This window comes from Flavobacterium arabinosi (genome assembly GCF_048158725.1).
Taxonomy (GTDB): Bacteria; Bacteroidota; Bacteroidia; order Flavobacteriales; family Flavobacteriaceae; genus Flavobacterium; species Flavobacterium arabinosi.
In genome coordinates this window covers 180,422-198,007 of sequence record NZ_JBLNKX010000006.1, presented here as the reverse complement: position 1 = coordinate 198,007, position 17,586 = coordinate 180,422, and the positions used below count along the sequence as shown (strand labels likewise).

Below are 17,586 nucleotides of genomic sequence, written 5' to 3'. Positions count from 1 at the left end.
ATAACTGCTAAAAAAAATATTTATCACAAACATTCTTTAAGTTTTGTGTAATTAAATTCTTGATTATTCATTTCTGAAATAGTATTGTTTTTGAATTTGGCTGCAAAATTTTGTGCATGGACAATGTTGTTTTTTGAAATTGCTATTTCATTAAAAGCAAATATACCTTTGTTAATTAAAAGTTTGTATCTGTAGTTTTTTAACGAATATGAGATTATAATAAAAAACAAAATAAGGATTGAATAAAAAAACTGAAATACAAAATGCAAATTTAAAGGAGCTAAAAATAATAAATAAAGTAAAGCTGAAAAAGCGAAGACTACAATTGTAACTGTTAGATCTCGATTTCTTACAATCCTTATATTTGAAATTTGACTCAGGGATACCCGTATTCTTTCCTTACCATTTTTAATAAGTACGTGTGATTCTAAAAGTATAAGAAAAGCGTTTTCCTCTAAGACTTTTTCGATTTTATTTGGCGTTGATAAAATTTTATTCATATTTTTCTTTAATTGAAATCAAATAAAAGAATCTTACCAAAAACAGCTTACCCTAATAAAGTGGTGTATTCTAAATTTTTTGCCCCCAAAAAATTTTTTCAAGTAAGCTGCCTGGTAAGTAAAGTCCCAAATCAGTGTAAATATATGGAGTGTAATTAGGCAAAACTTTTTTTTAATTTATAGCTTAAAAAAAAATACTTATAATTAATATTGTAAAGAGAAAACTTTAAAAGAAAGAATGTTGAATCTCATTTAAATATATTTATCCTCCGAAAAAACACTGCTTAGGTGGTGCTTCATGAAATATTTATATTAAAAGAATAAAATTTTGTCAAATAGTAATTGGCTGTAAATTAAAAAATAATAATTTCATTTTACAATTTTTTACAAAAGAGATTGTTTTTCCGCTTGGATGGATTTTATAAAATCACGTGGCGTTACATCAAGATAGGATTTGAAGCTAGTTGAAAAATAAGAAAACGAACTAAAACCAGTTTCGTCAACTAAATATTGGATATTTTTTTCTCCTAAATTAATGAGTTTAACCGCATAATCCAATCGAAATTCTCTAATATATTGACTGGCATTTTTAGTGGTTAGTTTCCGCACTCTTTTATCTAAAGTCGATTTGCTAATAAAAAGCTCATTAGATAGTTCTCCCATGTCTATTTTTGATTTCATGTTTTTTATTAAAATTTCATTTAAAGTGGTAATGAAATCTTTTTCAGACAACTGTATAGTAATTTTTGAAAATGGATCAGGACAGAATTTTTTTTCAATATTTTTTTTAAGATTAATCAAATTGTTAATTTTATAAACTATTTCTTTTACTTTAAAAGGCTTCATAATAAAATCGTTAACTCCATTTTTTAGTTGTTTAAACTTGACATCATCGTCCATGTTCGCTGTAATTATTATGAACGGAATGGTTTGAAATTTACGATTTTTACGTATTATCAAAAATAATTCTTCACCATTCATATGAGGCATCATAAAATCGCTAATGATTATGTCAGGTATGTTTTTATTTAAATAAAGAAGTCCTTCAACACCATCTTTGAACCAATTAACTTCAAAATCACTCAACGTTAATAACTCTGAAATTGAATTTCCCAGTGCTAGATCATCTTCAATTAATACTATTCTCGTTTTTGTGTTTTTCATAGCACGAAACTAACCCTTTATATTTTAACTTATAACTGTTTTTTTTTTAATTATCAGTACTTGATTTCATAAAAAATAAAATTTAAAATACTTTTATTTATATTTCATCTTTTTAAAAAATCAGTATTTGTTTGCAGGTTCAGTTTATAAATAATCATTAAATGAAGAATTTTTTTAACGTCGTTTTTTTGTGTAATACTATTTCGAAAGTCATACTCGAAATCAAATGTTATATGATATTATCCTGTAACTTGAATTTGGGAATTTCATTTAAAAAAACAATAACCAATTAATGAAAAATCTTCTTTTAAGTATTTCTAAGGCCAATAATCATTTATTGAAGCAAAAGTCTTTAGAAGATGCACTAAATTTCTGCATCAAAGAGATTGGTTCAGGCCAAGACTTTGACAGATGCTATATTTATAAAAATGAAATAGATAATGGGGTACTAAAATTTCACTATAAGTATGAATGGTGCAATAAAGGGATCGAACCGTATATAGATCATCGGGATCCAGATGGAATCGCTTACGATGCCTTACCAGAGCTATATAAAACATTGTCGAGTGACGAATCATTTCAAGGACTTGTTAAAGATTGCAGTAATGAATTATTTAAGCAAATAATGGGAATACTGGGTATTCAATCGTATCTTTTTACACCTATTTTTTCCGATGATCTTTTTTGGGGATGGATAGGGTGCGATGACTGCAAAAATGAAAAGAAATGGAGGGATGAGGATTTATACACTTTACATACCATTGCTAAGAATATTGGATTTCAACTGAATCAAGACCGTATCGTTTCAAAATTAGAAATCACGTTAGAAAAAATTAATTTTTACATGGAAGGCTCTAATCAAGCGATGTGGGAATTTGATATTAATACTAATCAAACTGTTTATTCTTATAATTGGGCAGGATTATTAGGTTATACGAACGATGAAATAATCCAAGAAGAAGAATTTTGGAAAAGAACTATTCATCCAGACGATTTGAATCAACTACTAATGGATACTGGGCATTTAATTTCTAATAGATTAGATAATTATGTAGGAACTACCCGAATGATTCATAAAACTGGTAAAGTGATTTGGGTAAAATATGATATTTTGCTTAAAAAAAATAAAGAAGGAAAACCACTAAAACTTATTGGGACACATATCGATGTTAGTGAGCTTAAGGAAAAAGAAATCCAGCTGAAGTTATCAGAAGAAAAATTTAGATTTATTGCCGATAATACGACAGATTTAATTTGTCAGTATTCTAATGATGGAAATTTTCAATATGTTTCCACTTCTTCAAAAGAAATTACAGGATACCTGCCTGAAGAGCTAATTAATAAAAGCTCATGGGATTTCTTCCATAAAAAAGATTTTAGAAAGATTAAAAATTACTATGAAAATACTTTTAAAAGTTTACAAAGTAGTATTGTTACCTATCGCTTTAGAAAAAAAGATGGCAGTTATATCTGGTTAGAAGCGACTACTAAGGCTATTATTAATAGTGAAAATAAAGTATTGGGGCTACAATCTTCCAGCCGTGATATTAGTGAAAGGATTAAAAGAGCAGAAGAAGTAAAAGCAGCAAATGCAAAAGAAAAAGAACTTAATGATATGAAATCACAGTTCGTATCTATGGCGTCGCATCAGTTTAGAACTCCTTTAACAGTGATCTATTCTAATGCGGAACTTATAGATTTTAAAATCAATCATTTTGAAGAAAATAAGTCGCAATCCATAGCCTGTATTACTTCAAGAATAAAAACAGAAGTAGACAGAATGACTGAATTAATGAACAATATTTTGATTTTTGCAAAAGATGAGTCTCAGAAATTAAAGAAGCAAGTTAAACCTGTTGATTTCAATGTTTTTATAGAAACATTAATCGATACTTATTTTAATAATAATCTTTATGAGCGTGAAATTAAAATTAAAATAAAGGGAAAAAAAAAACCCTTTTTCACTGATGAAATTATGCTTGTGCATATTTTAACCAATCTAATTAGTAACGCCTTTAAATATTCAGTTGACAGATCAAATCCTGAATTAGAAATTACCTATTCTGAAAATGAAATCGAAATACTGGTAATCGATTATGGAATAGGAATTCCAGAAGATGAAATAAAACATTTATTCACCTCTTTTTTTAGAGCATCAAATACAAGTACTATCATAGGCTCAGGATTGGGTCTTTCTATCGTAAAACAATTTGTAACATTTTTAAAAGGTACAATAGAATTAAAAACTAAAGAACATTTTGGTACTACAATAAAATTAATTTTCCCTTATGAATAAAAATAAAATACTGATAGTTGATGATGAGCTAAATATTAGAGACACCATTACTGAACTTCTTGTTTGTCAAAATTATGATGTTAAAGCTGCTTGTAACGGACAAGAAGCACTAAGCCTTTTAGAGTACTGGACTCCAGATTTAATTGTTTGCGATATTATGATGCCAGTTATGGATGGTAGTGCGCTTCATGAAATCATTAAAGAAAGTCCTTCTTTGAGTGCTATTCCATTTGTTTTTCTTACTGCTAAAAGCGAAAATAATTTAATGCGTAAATGTTTGCTTCAGGGTGCCGATGATTTCTTGTCGAAACCCTTCAAAATAAATGAATTGATATCCATAATTGAAACCAAAATAGCGCGATTTGAAAAAATAAAAAATGCCCACCATAATTTGTATAGTGGTAAAAAAAACACATTTCAACATGAAATAAATACGCCCCTTCACGGAATATTAGGATTTACAAATCTTTTAATTAAAGATGAGGGAAAATTTGAAAAAAAACTAATTCACGAGTTTTATGAATCAATAAAAATATCAGGTGAGCGTTTGGACAGAACCTTGCAGAATATTATTCTTTATCAAAATTTAAAGGATAATTCACTTGAATTTAATGATACATCAAGTGCCGAGATATTAAAAATTTTCTTGAAGGCAAAAGCAAAACTTTCTCGGATTTACGAGAATCAAGAAACAAGAATCAGCTTTGAAGTAGATAAAGCAACCATAGGAATGAGTGAAAAATATTTGCATTTTATTCTTTTCGAATTACTCGACAATGCCTTGAAATTTTCTTCCAGCAGTAAAATGATCCTTGTATCGGGCGAACGTTTTAATGATGAATATTATGAATTGGTTATCAGGGATTTTGGAATTGGATTTAGTGAAGACGAGTTGAAAAAAATTGGAGCTTCCCAACAGTTCAATAGAGAAAAAAGAGAACAACAAGGATTGGGATTAGGTCTTTTTCTAAGTAAAATGATTATAAAACAAACAAAAGGCGTGTTTACCATTGTTTCTAAAGTAAATGAAGGCACATGTATAAAATTATTTCTTCCTTTGATTATTTTAAAGGAGGGAGGGAACGCTTCACAACTTGAAAGTTGTTAGGTATTTCGTTAGATGTCGATTTACTTGGCTAAAAAATAGTCGGGATTTTAATTTTATGCCACAATTTTTTAAGCAGTACGTGTAATTTTAGTTTTTGTGTGGGCGATTTTATTTATTTGTCACAGCTTGTTGAGCTTTAAATCACTATAAATATTGTCAAATACATTTAATTAAATAGTTATACATGAATAAAATTATTTCTGAAAATATTAGAACAATAAGAGAAATGAAAAATTTTACCAGAGATTTTGTAGCTGGTGAAATGGAGATGACTCCCAGTGGGTATGGTAAAATTGAAAGAGGCGAGACTGATATCGCGATTTCCAAAATATCAAGATTAGCAACTATTTTTGGAATTTCAATTTCTGAATTATTGTTTTTTGATGTATCCTACTTTTTTAATGACAGTAGAGAGAAGAAATTAGAAAACGATACTATATATAATAATTCGGAAGTACGAGTGTTGAAAATGGAAAGCGACAGGTTCAATCATAATTTAGATATTAAGGATATAAAAAGAAATATTTTTTAGATTTTAGTTCATTTTTTTTTTTTCACTAAAAGAGAATGACGTTTGCTTTAATAAAATATTATTTCCTTAAAATTGACTTTCCAAAAAAGCGGCAAAGCAGTTGAAATTTCGCCACCCAATTCTGTATAGAATGGCATAAAAAAACAACACTGTTTATATGTTTTTTAGTGATGCTTCATTTTTAAAATGTAACCCAAAGATTCTAAAATTAAAACATAGTGTGTTTTTGTTATGTCTTTGACCACTGCGTTTTGTTCGCTAAAGGGTCCGGAATCCAGTTTTATTGTTTGTCCAATTTGGTACTCTATCACAGATACATCCGATGTGTCATCAGCATTAAGCCATTCCTTGATGGTACTAATTTCTTTGTCTTTTACAATCGCGTGCTTTCCCAACCAAAATAAATATCGGATTACGCCGGGGGAAACGAATACCTTATTCCTGTCTTTTTCCGCTAATTGGACAAATATATAATGATTAAACAGGGGGACTTCCACCTTTTTTTTCCTGTCGGCCCATTGGTGTACTCTTTTAATTGTTGGGCAATAGCAATTTACTCCAAATTTGTTTAATTGTTCTGCCGTTTTTTTTTCCCATTTGGGTTTTGTGTATACTACGTACCAATTCATTCTTCTTTTATTATATTGTGGTTTGTTATTATTTTAGACCCAGAAAATCAATACCAAGTCACGTTCCTTTTTGTCATTAACCTATTGCTTGATAAACAAATCCTATCGTTTTCAATTCTATTTTATTATTTTAATTTTGTGATTTTCAGTATTTTAAAATTATTTTACGAAATGTGTAGTTTAATTTTAAAGGCAAATAGTATTGTGTCAATCTAATTTTCTAAACGTCCAAAATTAATTTATTCAAGTTCTTTCCTCGTCCTTTTAAGGACTATATGCTCCAAATTTGGGCTGTATTGTCGCTTAAAATTTCTTTTCGAGTTTTCCTTTGGAGTATTTTTGCCATATAATATCATGCTTAAGGAAAGAGTCAATATTGGTTTGAATTTTATGGTTTTCGCCGTGATTTTACAACCAACAGCAATAGTCAAGAATTGCACTTTTTCATTCTTTACAAAATCATATTTTTTTCTTTTGGGATAGTTAAAATGTAACTATTCACGGGGTACCCTTATTCAATTTTGAAAATACTTTTGAATTTTATCTTAGAAATCTCAAAAATTTTAGAATTCCCAATCCTTAAAAAGAACAATTCCGTTTAATTAAAAATTGACACAAATGAAAATTGCAGTAACATTTAGCGCCTTTGACTTGCTACATGCCGGTCACGTCAAAATGCTTGAAGAAGCCAAATCAAATTGTGATTATTTGATAGTCGGATTACAGACCGACCCTACACTAGACCGTCCTGAAAAGAACAAACCAACCCAAACGGTAGTAGAGCGTTACATACAATTGAAAGGATGCAAGTATGTAGATGAAATTGTTCCTTATGCCACCGAACAGGATTTAGAGGATATTCTTCAATCTTTCCAAATTGATATGCGTTTTGTAGGCGATGAATATAAAGAAAGAGATTTTACGGGTAGAACCTATTGTGAGGATAAAGGAATAGAATTGTATTTTAATTCGCGTGACCATCGTTTTTCAAGCAGTGCCTTGCGCAGGGAGGTTTTTCAAATAGAACTTTTAAAAGATAAAAAATGATGGCAAGCAGTAAAATAGTTCACGTAGTATTAACGGGTGGAGTGGGTAGCAGATTGTGGCCACTGTCCCGTAAAACAAAACCGAAGCAATATCTAGAGTTATTTGGTGGCAAGTCATTGTTTGAAATGACTGTCGAAAGAAATGCCAAGATTGTCGATAAGTTACTTATTGTAGGCAATATGGATAATCATCATCTTAGTTCTAAGGTGATGGGAAAATTTAATTTTTCCCATTCGTATATTGTTGAGTCAACTCCTAGAAATACGGCAGCTGCAATTGCATTCGCTGCTTTCGAATCGAATCCAGAAGATATTTTAATCATAACTCCATCCGACCATATTATTGAAGGGGAGGTTTCTTATAAAGAAGCATTGAATCAAGCCGTTGAACTGGCTAAAAATGATTATTTAGTCACTTTTGGGATCAAACCCACAAAACCAGAAACGGGTTATGGCTATATCGAGTTTGAAGGAGAAAATGTATTGGCTTTTCATGAAAAACCAACTTTAGAATCAGCAAGTCATTTTTTACAAAAAGGGAATTGCTATTGGAATAGTGGTCTTTTCTGCTTTAAAGCAGGATTATATCTAGCAGAACTTAAAAAACAAGAGCCGGAGGTTTACAAAAAATCCAAGATGGTTTGGGATGCCAGTGTTGCGGGAGTTCTTGATTTTGATTTATCGCTTCAAATTCCATCTATAAGTATTGATTATGCTGTAATGGAACGCAGTACCAATATAAAAGTGGTACCGTCAAATTTTAAATGGTCTGACTTGGGTTCGTTTGAGTCTGTTTATGATTATTTGGTGCAGGACGGTCATCCGGTCGATGAGGATGGTAATATTGTCATAGGACCAGCTCCACACACTAGCTTTGTAGGTGTCGAAAATTGTCTCTTGGTGTATTCTCCCGATGCTTTATTGGTGCTTCAAAAAGAAAAATCCCAGAATGTCAAGCAAGTTCATCAATATTTAGAATCTATTGATTCGCCACTATTATAAAACTATTAAACGCAATTTAATTATGGAACATGATATCAGGCCTTGGGGTCAATATTGGGTCTTAGAGGATGCCGCAACCCACAAAGTGAAAAGGATTTTAGTTGATCCAAATGGACGGTTGTCATACCAATACCATCATCGCCGATCGGAAGCATGGACTATAGTTTCCGGTGTAGGAAGAATCACCCTCGATGGAGTTATTAAAGATTATAAAGTAGGCGATACGGCAATAATTCCTCAAGGAGTAAAACACAGAATAGAAAATCCTTTTGCAGAACCTCTTGTTTTTATAGAAGTGCAGCACGGAACCTACTTTGGAGAAGATGATATTGTTCGAATAGAAGACGATTACCAAAGGGTTTAACAATAAATTAGAGTTCAAAAACTTCCATTTTGATAAGCGAATCAGAATTTGAAAATGCCTTAGAGATTATTGCGTCTTATCAATTGCAATTAAAGCAAAATTTAAACGAAAGTGCCATTGTAAGTTGCAGAAAAATTAATATTCAAGACGATTTACGGGATTCTACTTTTAGGGTGCTTCAGCAGTATTATTTGGATGAACATGAAATTTTACTCAGAAGGGAAGACCTAGACAGGATGGACGTAAATTTATTGTCAAGAATAAATTACGAAAAGCTTCAAGGATATAGAGGTTTTGGAAAGGCGAAATTATATTATTTCAAAAAACTAATGATTTCTCATTACGTTTTAAAAGTAGAATTATAACCCGTAATGTTCAAGTCCAGTACTAAATGATTGAGCTCTCTTTACTAAAAAAATCAAGCTTTTACTATTTAAATTATTAAATTAAAACGTATTTAAAGTGATTAATTATAATTCAACTATTTATATCGCCGGTCATAACGGTATGGTCGGAAGCGCCATTTGGCGCATACTTAGTGCGAAAGGATATGTTAACTTGGTAGGTGCCACAAGCAAGGAATTGGATCTAAGAAACCAACAAGCTGTCAGTGATTTTATGCAAAAAAGCAAACCGGATGTCATCATAGACGCCGCAGCAAAAGTGGGTGGAATCTTGGCCAACAATAATTTTCCATATCAATTTTTGATGGAAAACATGCAAATTCAAAACAACCTTATTGATTCGGCTCACCGTTTAGGCGTGGATAAATTTATCTTTTTAGGAAGTTCTTGTATTTATCCAAAATTAGCACCCCAACCCTTAAGGGAAGAGTATTTGTTAACGGATAGTTTAGAGCCCACGAACGAATGGTACGCTTTGGCAAAGATTACTGGTGTAAAGGCGTGTCAGGCCATCCGCAAACAATTTGGGAAAGACTATTTCAGTTTAATGCCGACCAACTTGTATGGCACACAAGATAATTTTGATTTAAATACTTCACATGTTTTGCCTGCAATGATGCGCAAATTTCATGAAGCCAAAGAAAACAATCACGCTTCGGTTACGCTATGGGGTAGTGGGACGCCCATGAGAGAATTTCTCTTTGTGGACGACATGGCCGAAGCTGTTGTTTTTGCTTTAGAAAATAAATTGCGGGACTATTTATACAATGTGGGGACGGGGGAAGATTTAACGATTAAACAATTAGCCGAAACCATCCAGAAAATTGTGGGCCACGAAGGCGAAATCATTTGGGATGACAGCAAACCTGACGGAACTCCCCGAAAATTGATGGATATTTCAAAAATGCACGCTTTAGGCTGGAAACACAAAGTGAATTTGGAAGCAGGAATCCAGAAAACCTACACATGGTTTTTGGAGAATATAAAAACGTTTAAGGAAGTGAAGATGTAGAAATGGTTACGCCGTTTAATCGGTTAGAAAAAGTTTAAACGATTCAACGATTCAACAATTAAAAACACAAATACCCAACAAATATTTTATGGACAATACAACACCAAAAACAGCATTTATCACCGGGGTAACAGGACAAGATGGAGCCTATTTAAGTGAATTTTTACTTAAAAAAGGCTATATCGTGCATGGATTAAAAAGACGTTCTTCTTTATTTAATACGGACAGAATTGATCATTTATACCAGGACCCACATGTTGATCACCGTAACTTCTTTTTACACTATGGAGATATGACGGATGGTACTAATTTAATTCGTTTGATCCAAGAAATTCAACCTGATGAGATCTATAATTTGGCAGCAATGAGTCATGTAGCGGTTTCTTTTGAAACACCTGAATATACCGGAAATGCTGATGGACTGGGAACGTTACGTATACTTGATGCCGTTCGTTTATTAGGATTGGAAAAAAAGACCCGTATTTACCAGGCTTCTACTTCTGAACTATATGGTAAAGTACAGGAAGTACCACAATCAGAAACGACTCCGTTTTATCCTCGTTCGCCATATGCTGTTGCTAAGATGTACGCCTTTTGGATTACAGTGAATTATAGAGAAGCTTACGGAATGTATGCCTGTAACGGTATTTTATTTAATCATGAGTCCCCAATTCGTGGAGAAACTTTTGTAACGCGAAAAATTACAAGAGCGACATCCAGAATTGCATTGGGTTTACAGGATAAATTGTATTTAGGAAACTTAGATGCAAAACGCGACTGGGGTCATGCCAAAGATTATGTACGGATGATGTGGATGATTTTGCAGGCTGATGAAGCAGAAGACTGGGTAATTGCAACAGGAAAAACGACACCGGTTCGGGATTTTGTTCGCATGAGTTTTGCTGAAGTAGGTATTGAATTAGAATTCAAAGGAGAAGGGATAAAGGAACGAGGTTTTGTTAAAGCCTGCAACAATCCTGAATTTCAAATTGAAATAGGAAAAGAAGTATTAGCAGTGGATCCTAAATATTTCAGACCTACTGAAGTGGATTTGTTGATTGGCGATCCTACGAAAGCAAAAACTAAATTAGGATGGGAATGCAAATACGATTTACCAGCCTTGGTTAAAGACATGATGCAAAGCGATTTAAAATTGATGCAAAAAGATCAATACCTAAAAGACGGTGGATATAGAACCTTGAATTATTTTGAATAGACTAGATAGCTATTCGAGTTAAAAGTTAAACAAAGATTAAAAAAAAATTTAAAGAAAAACATTCATTGAAGATTTATTTTAGAAAATGAAATAATTATAAACAGTGCAATTGCTAACCAGCAATTTAGTTAATTCAATGATGATTAATTCCATACTATAGATAAATTCAATAGCATATAAAAAGTGAATAAAACACTAATTCTCGGACTTAAAATTTTAAGAAAAAGTCACACTATTTTTTTTGGTTCATCACAAAATAAAAAACCAGAGTCTATTCAAGGTGTGGATGTGGCTTCCTTTATTATTTATAATGCCTTAACGGATGATCAACCTTGCATGATAGCGGGTTTTGGAAATGCAGAACTAAACTGTTTGGCAAACTACATAGGGGTAAAGAATCCTACTAAAGATTATTTAAAATACATACAAGGAAAAATACAATCGTGGTGGTGGGAGGAAAATAGTATCAATCAAATGCAACGATTTGACGGTTTCTTTCCTGCACAAGAAGATAAATTGGAACAGTTTTGCGAGTTGATGGTTCAAGATATTCCTGCAGTAAATGTATTAGCCTCGAGGTTACCCTACGAACGATTGTTTGACAAAGAATTATTGGCCTGTGAAAAAATAGCATTTGACTTATTAAATCCCTTTTTTACAAAAATCCCTTGGACAATGGCTTTAAAAGGAAAAAAAGTGTTGGTTGTTCATCCATTAGCCGGCACAATACAAAAACAATATCTGAAGCGAGATTTGTTATTTAAAAATGAGCTGTTACCGGTTTTTGAACTGCAAACCATACAACCACCTACGAATTGTGCAGGAAATGCAACGGTATGTAAAGATTGGTTTGAGGCTCTTGATTATATAAAAAACGAAATTGATAAACAAGAGTATGATATTTGTTTGATAGGTGGTTGTGGTGCTTACGGATTTCCATTAGCAGCCCATGTAAAGCGTATGGGGAAAAAGTCAGTGCAATTTAGAGGGAGCCTTCAACTGTTGTTTGGTATCTGGGATAAAAAGGGGAAAGATCTCAATTATAATTCCAACTATAATTATGCTCAACTGATTAATGAACATTGGGTAAAACTTGATGATAAAATAAGGTCAGACAAAGAAACTGCAGCGTATATCTTGTCCCTACAAAATTAACAAGTTTGCAATAGGTTGGTCCATTTGAATTTGGGAACCTTTTCAAACCACTATTACTAATTAACGATTATTTATGGGTTTTAGCTCTGATAGGTTTGACTATGTATGAAATTAAGAGCCTACAAAGTTAAAACAAGGAGTGAATTTAAGTTCCTAAACACACTTACACCTTAAACAAAACACAAACCAACTTATATGCTAGCAGCCGTAAGGAATGCAATTATGACTGGGCAGGCTTTGTAAAAGACATGATGCAAAGTGATTTGAAATTGATGCAAAAAGACCAATACTTGAAAGATGGGGATATACAACCCTGAATTATTTCGAGTATAAATTAAAAGATTAAATCAAGATTCAGTAAAACGTACTAAAAACTATATAAAAAAAATGCCTAATACAGAAAATAACAAACGAATTGCCAAAAACACATTCATTCTCTACATAAGAATGTTTTTTACAATGGGAGTAAGTTTATATACTTCGAGAGTAGTTCTAAATACTTTGGGTATAGAAGATTATGGAGTTTATAGCATTGTAGGTGGAATTGTGACTTTATTTAGCTTCTTCAACAGCGCAATGACCTCTGCTACACAGCGTTTTTTGGCATTCGATATAGGGAAAAATGATTTGGAGAAATTAAAAAAAACCTTTAATGCCACACTTAATATTCACATAGCGATAAGTGTTTTGGTATTGGTGTTAGCAGAGACAATAGGATTGTGGTTTGTTAATGATAAATTGAATTTACCCATAGATAGGATGGTAGCGGTTAATTGGGTGTATCAGTTTTCTATTTTTACGTTTCTCTTGGGAATCATACAAGTTCCTTATGATGCTTTGATTGTGGCCAGAGAAAAGATGGATATTTATGCTTATATGGCTTTTGTAGAGGTGTCTTTGAAATTAATAATTGTTTACATTTTGGTTATATCTTCATTTGATAAATTAATACTCTATGCGGGTTTATTGTTTATAGTATCGTTTATTGTGAGGATGGCACATAAACAGTATTGCAAGTGGCACTATGAAGAAAGTAAATACCAATTCTATTTTGACAAATTATTTTATAAAGAATTATTATCCTATTCGGGGTGGAGTTTGTTTGGAAATATAGCTGCAGTGGCAAGAGGACAAGGTTCTAATATTTTATTAAATCTTTTTTTTGGAACTGTTTTAAATGCTGCTTATGGAATAAGTATGCAGGTACAAACAACAGTGCAGGGCTTTGTGCTTAATTTTCAGATGGCGGTAAATCCTCAAATTATTAAACAGTATGCAGCAGGAAATACAGAACAATGTTTAAAACTTATTTTCCAGAGTGCAAAATTCTCTTATTTCTTGTTGTTTATAATAGCCACTCCAATTATTTTCAATATCGATTTTATTTTAGAATTATGGCTGAAAAATCCACCAAGATACACTTCAGTTTTTGTGAATTTGTGTTTAATTAACTTATTGATAGAATGTATTTCTGGGCCTCTAATGATTGGAGCTCAAGCGACAGGAAATATAAAATGGTATCAAATTGTTATTGGGACTTTAATTTTTCTAAACCTTCCCATTTCATATATATTATTAAAAACATATAAAAACCCAGAGTTAATTTACTACTCAAGTATAATAATTTCATTACTTAGTTTGGTTTTTAGACTATTTTTCTTAAAAAATATAATGAAATTTCCAGTAAAAGATTTTTTAAATAACGTTTTATTGAGAATAGTTTTCGTTACAATTTTCGTAATTCTACTAAATCACTTTTTCTTTCAACTGATAATAATAAGAAATAATATGGTGTACTTTTTTGTAAATATTTCTATAATATGCTTTTCTGCCATGTTGTTAATATATGCGATAGGTATTGATGCTGAAGAAAAAAAAGCAATTAAAATGGTAATTTTAAACAAAATAAAAAATGATTAATAAGTTCCTAAAAAGAATAATAAGTTTAATGTTTGGAGAGAAGACGGTAGTAAAACTAGGAGAATTAAAATCTTCAACTTTAAAAAAAAGAACTTTAACTTTAAATTATTTTCAAGATTTAAAACTATTTTATATTCATTCAAATGCTTTTAGAATAGACTCTTTAGAAAAAATTGAAGCTATAATAATATTAGATTATCATTCAATAGAAAAAGGTCTTTTATTTAAAAATATGAAACCTGGTTTCGCGGAATATCGAATTAAAAATTTACATCAAAACTTAAATAAAGATGTTGTTAAATCTAATAGTACTTTATCTCAAATAAATGTAGCTTTTCAAATAATGTGTGAATATTATGAATTACATCAAAAAATAAATTTTAATATTTCAGATTATTTTACGCTAGAACAGTATGAGTTTTATAAAGATTCCCTTAAGCAATCATACTCAACTATTTTTACAGGTGCCGTCGACTATCAGAAAGACGATTTCTACCAATATAACCAACAAAATTTTGAAACATTTTCACAATCTAGAAAAAGCATCAGAAATTTTACTGGAGAAAAAATTGACATTTCTATAATTAAAAAAGCTGTTAAATTATCTTTAAATGCTCCTTCGGTTTGTAACCGTCAAAGCTCTAAAGTTTATTTATTAGAGAACAAACAGTTAATTGATGAAGTATTAAACATTCAAGGTGGTATGTCGGGGTTTACAAAAAACATTCATCAACTACTGATTTTGACCACCAATCGAAATTATTTTTATTCCATAGGAGAAAGAAATCAAATGTTTATCGATGGAGGTCTGTTTTTAATGAACTTGTTATATTCCTTACATTTTTATAAAATCGCAAATTGTCCTGCAAATTGGGGTAAAACAATAAAGGAAGAAAAAATGTTGGAGAAATATATTAAGATTTCAGAATCAGAGAAAATTATCTGTATGATTCCAATTGGAGTAGCTGAAGATAGTTTTAGAGTCGCTTTGTCGAGACGCAGAGAAATTAATGAAATATTTGAAGTAATTAAATAATGAAAAAAATAGGAATTTTAACCCTACCATTACACACAAATTATGGAGGTATATTACAAGCTTATGCTTTGCAAAAAGTTTTGGAAAATATGGGACATGAAGTGACTATTATAAGTGGTAAAGTAAAAAAGATAAAATTACCGCTTTTAAAACTCCCTTTCGTTTTATTTAAAAGAATTGTATTGCGGTACGTATTTGGAAGAGAACTTGAATTATTGGTTGAAAAAAGAATTAATACTGAACAACCAATAGTTTGTAAACACACACATCAATTTGTTGATAAATACCTCAACATATCAGACATTTCGTTCGATAAGTTGCCAAAGAACAGTTTTGATGCTTTAATAGTTGGGAGCGATCAAATATGGAGACCAGATTATTGTGAAAATATTTATGATTCTTTTTTTGATTTTGCAGTTAAATGGAATATTAAAAGAATTGCATACGCGCCATCATTTGGGAAAGACACATGGGATTATACTGAATTGCAAACAAAACGATGCGGTAATTTAGTTCAATTATTTGATGCAGTATCTGTGCGCGAATTAGGGGGAGTTAGGCTTTGTAAAAAAAACTTCAAGATTGATGCTGAAGTGGTTTTGGATCCAACGATGCTCTTATTTGCTTCTGATTACATTGATTCTTTACAAATAGGGAATACTCCTAAAAGTAGTGGGAATTTAATGGTTTATGTACTCGATAATAATGCGTCAAAAAATGATATTATTGGAATAGTAAAGGATAAACTTAGTTTAACGATATTTAAGACAGGATCTAAAGTTGAGGATATTTTTGCTACTCTTGACCAAAGAATACAACCTCATATTGAGGAGTGGTTAAGAGGTTTTTACGATGCAGATTTTGTAGTCACAGATTCTTTTCACGCTTGTGTATTTTCTATATTATTTAATAAGCCTTTTGTGGTTTGCAGCAATCAGTTACGAGGTAACGAAAGATTCGTTTCTTTACTGTCATTATTAAATTTAGAAGATAGAATTGTAAATTCTACAGAAGATTTAGATAAAATAAAATTAATTGAAATTGACTGGATAAGTGTGAATGATAAATTGGATTTTCTAAAAAAGAAAAGCATTGATTTTATTCATAAAGCATTATTAGGACAGCTATAAATTTAGGGTTATTTACCTACCAATAAAATGCAAATGATCTCTATTATTATTCCAGTATATAATGTTGCAGCGTACATCGAAAGATGTTTACAGAGTATAGCTAAGCAAACCTATACCCAATATGAAATTATTATTGTGGACGATGGAAGTACTGATAATTCTTATGATAAATGTTTAGCTTTTAAAGACCAATATTTTCAACTTGACATTTCAATTATCAGAAAATTAAACGAAGGAGTAACAGCTGCAAGAAGAGATGGAGTAAAGATAGCAAAAGGCGAATGGATTACATTTGTTGACGGTGATGATACTTTACCGGAAACGGCATTAGAGTTCTTAATTTCTTCGGTTGATACGGGCGTTAATATTGTAATTGGTGCGCACAACTTAGAATATGATGACGGGACATCTGATTTTTGCCCAAATAAGAATATAGGGAGGTTTAATAGTATAAGTTACATTAGTATATTTCTTTTATATAATATGGAAGGTGCTCCTTGGGCAAAATTATTTCGCCGAGATATACTAAATGATACAATTTTTGATTTACCGAGGGATATTAAAAACAAAGAAGATATTATAATGAATCTTAGAATTGCAGTTTTGCAACGACAAGACGTGATATTTATTGATAAACCGGTATATAATTATCTGACTAATAGACCAAATTCTGCATTAACATTATATTTAAATACATTTGATTTAGGTTATGAAATCAGGATTTTAGATTATTTAGCTTCTGCTCTAAAAAGTGGAGGTTTATTTATATTTTTTCAAAAAGAAATTGCCATAGTTTATTTGATGCATATTTGGGGATGGAAAAGAAAGCTTCGGCATGCAAGTAAAGAACAAATGCTAAATATTAAATTTTTTTGTGATTTTGTTCTACTAAATAATGCTTCAATTTTCAGTTTATTTAAGGTTTCAATAGTTTATTTGTTGTTATTGTTAAAGTATCTTAACATCGATATTTTTTCCCCACAATCATTAGTTCGACTTAAAGGAAAGTTTTTTTGAAAGTTAAAAATTTTCGAACTCTTTCTGTTTTTTATCCGAAAACTATCTTAGAAAA

Annotated in this window: 17 protein-coding genes; 14 read left to right on the top strand and 3 right to left on the bottom strand. The window is 31.1% G+C overall.

Annotated elements, in window-relative coordinates:
• Positions 1-23: 23 nt before the first annotated feature.
• Positions 24-500 carry a hypothetical protein gene (locus ACM55K_RS13515; protein ID WP_416850802.1) on the bottom strand — a complete coding sequence of 159 codons (477 nt, stop codon included), beginning with the start codon at positions 498-500 and terminating at the stop codon, positions 24-26.
• A gap of 384 nt (positions 501-884) precedes the next feature.
• Positions 885-1,664 (bottom strand): response regulator, encoded by a 780-nt coding sequence (locus tag ACM55K_RS13510; protein WP_416850801.1) that lies wholly within the window; start codon positions 1,662-1,664, stop codon positions 885-887.
• Between the two features lie 292 nt (positions 1,665-1,956).
• On the opposite strand from ACM55K_RS13510, the gene ACM55K_RS13505 reads away from it, so the two are divergent.
• The 3 genes from ACM55K_RS13505 to ACM55K_RS13495 all read left to right on the top strand — a co-directional run bounded on the left by ACM55K_RS13505 (position 1,957) and on the right by ACM55K_RS13495 (position 5,600).
• On the top strand, positions 1,957-3,960 hold the full coding sequence (locus ACM55K_RS13505) for a PAS domain S-box protein (RefSeq protein ID WP_416850800.1): 2,004 nt from the start codon (positions 1,957-1,959) through the stop codon (positions 3,958-3,960).
• Positions 3,953-5,068: an ATP-binding response regulator gene (locus tag ACM55K_RS13500; RefSeq protein ID WP_416850799.1), complete on the top strand. Its 1,116-nt coding sequence runs from the start codon at positions 3,953-3,955 to the stop codon at positions 5,066-5,068. Before ACM55K_RS13505 ends, ACM55K_RS13500 begins: the two co-directional genes overlap by 8 nt.
• A 184-nt stretch (positions 5,069-5,252) precedes the next feature.
• Positions 5,253-5,600, top strand: coding sequence for a helix-turn-helix domain-containing protein (locus ACM55K_RS13495; protein WP_416850798.1), 348 nt, complete (start codon positions 5,253-5,255; stop codon positions 5,598-5,600).
• Positions 5,601-5,764: 164 nt separating this feature from the next.
• Here ACM55K_RS13495 and ACM55K_RS13490 read toward each other — a convergent pair whose 3' ends face one another.
• On the bottom strand, positions 5,765-6,229 hold the full coding sequence (locus ACM55K_RS13490; protein WP_416850797.1) for a UpxY family transcription antiterminator: 465 nt from the start codon (positions 6,227-6,229) through the stop codon (positions 5,765-5,767).
• A 618-nt stretch (positions 6,230-6,847) separates the two neighbouring features.
• On the opposite strand from ACM55K_RS13490, the gene ACM55K_RS13485 reads away from it, so the two are divergent.
• The 11 genes from ACM55K_RS13485 to ACM55K_RS13435 all read left to right on the top strand — a co-directional run bounded on the left by ACM55K_RS13485 (position 6,848) and on the right by ACM55K_RS13435 (position 17,531).
• Positions 6,848-7,276, top strand: coding sequence for an adenylyltransferase/cytidyltransferase family protein (locus ACM55K_RS13485; RefSeq protein ID WP_416850796.1), 429 nt, complete (start codon positions 6,848-6,850; stop codon positions 7,274-7,276).
• The gene (locus ACM55K_RS13480) at positions 7,273-8,277 is read left to right on the top strand and encodes a mannose-1-phosphate guanylyltransferase (RefSeq protein ID WP_416850795.1); all 1,005 of its coding nucleotides are present in this window, start codon (positions 7,273-7,275) and stop codon (positions 8,275-8,277) included. Before ACM55K_RS13485 ends, ACM55K_RS13480 begins: the two co-directional genes overlap by 4 nt.
• 22 nt (positions 8,278-8,299) lie before the next feature.
• Positions 8,300-8,641, top strand: coding sequence for a phosphomannose isomerase type II C-terminal cupin domain (locus ACM55K_RS13475; protein WP_416850794.1), 342 nt, complete (start codon positions 8,300-8,302; stop codon positions 8,639-8,641).
• Positions 8,642-8,670: 29 nt separating this feature from the next.
• Entirely contained in the window at positions 8,671-9,006 is a 336-nt protein-coding gene (locus ACM55K_RS13470) for a hypothetical protein (protein ID WP_416850793.1), read from the top strand.
• Positions 9,007-9,106: 100 nt separating this feature from the next.
• Positions 9,107-10,057, top strand: coding sequence for a GDP-L-fucose synthase family protein (locus ACM55K_RS13465; RefSeq protein WP_416850891.1), 951 nt, complete (start codon positions 9,107-9,109; stop codon positions 10,055-10,057).
• Positions 10,058-10,145: 88 nt separating this feature from the next.
• On the top strand, positions 10,146-11,273 hold the full coding sequence (gene gmd / locus ACM55K_RS13460; protein ID WP_416850792.1) for a GDP-mannose 4,6-dehydratase: 1,128 nt from the start codon (positions 10,146-10,148) through the stop codon (positions 11,271-11,273).
• Positions 11,274-11,456: 183 nt separating this feature from the next.
• Positions 11,457-12,428, top strand: coding sequence for a hypothetical protein (locus ACM55K_RS13455; protein WP_416850791.1), 972 nt, complete (start codon positions 11,457-11,459; stop codon positions 12,426-12,428).
• A 387-nt stretch (positions 12,429-12,815) separates the two neighbouring features.
• Positions 12,816-14,348: a lipopolysaccharide biosynthesis protein gene (locus tag ACM55K_RS13450; RefSeq protein ID WP_416850790.1), complete on the top strand. Its 1,533-nt coding sequence runs from the start codon at positions 12,816-12,818 to the stop codon at positions 14,346-14,348.
• Positions 14,341-15,384, top strand: coding sequence for a nitroreductase family protein (locus ACM55K_RS13445; RefSeq protein WP_416850789.1), 1,044 nt, complete (start codon positions 14,341-14,343; stop codon positions 15,382-15,384). Before ACM55K_RS13450 ends, ACM55K_RS13445 begins: the two co-directional genes overlap by 8 nt.
• Positions 15,384-16,514 (top strand): polysaccharide pyruvyl transferase family protein, encoded by a 1,131-nt coding sequence (locus ACM55K_RS13440; protein WP_416850788.1) that lies wholly within the window; start codon positions 15,384-15,386, stop codon positions 16,512-16,514. The genes ACM55K_RS13445 and ACM55K_RS13440 overlap by 1 nt, the downstream gene beginning before the upstream one ends.
• A gap of 27 nt (positions 16,515-16,541) precedes the next feature.
• Positions 16,542-17,531, top strand: coding sequence for a glycosyltransferase family 2 protein (locus ACM55K_RS13435; protein ID WP_416850787.1), 990 nt, complete (start codon positions 16,542-16,544; stop codon positions 17,529-17,531).
• Positions 17,532-17,586 lie beyond the last annotated feature (55 nt).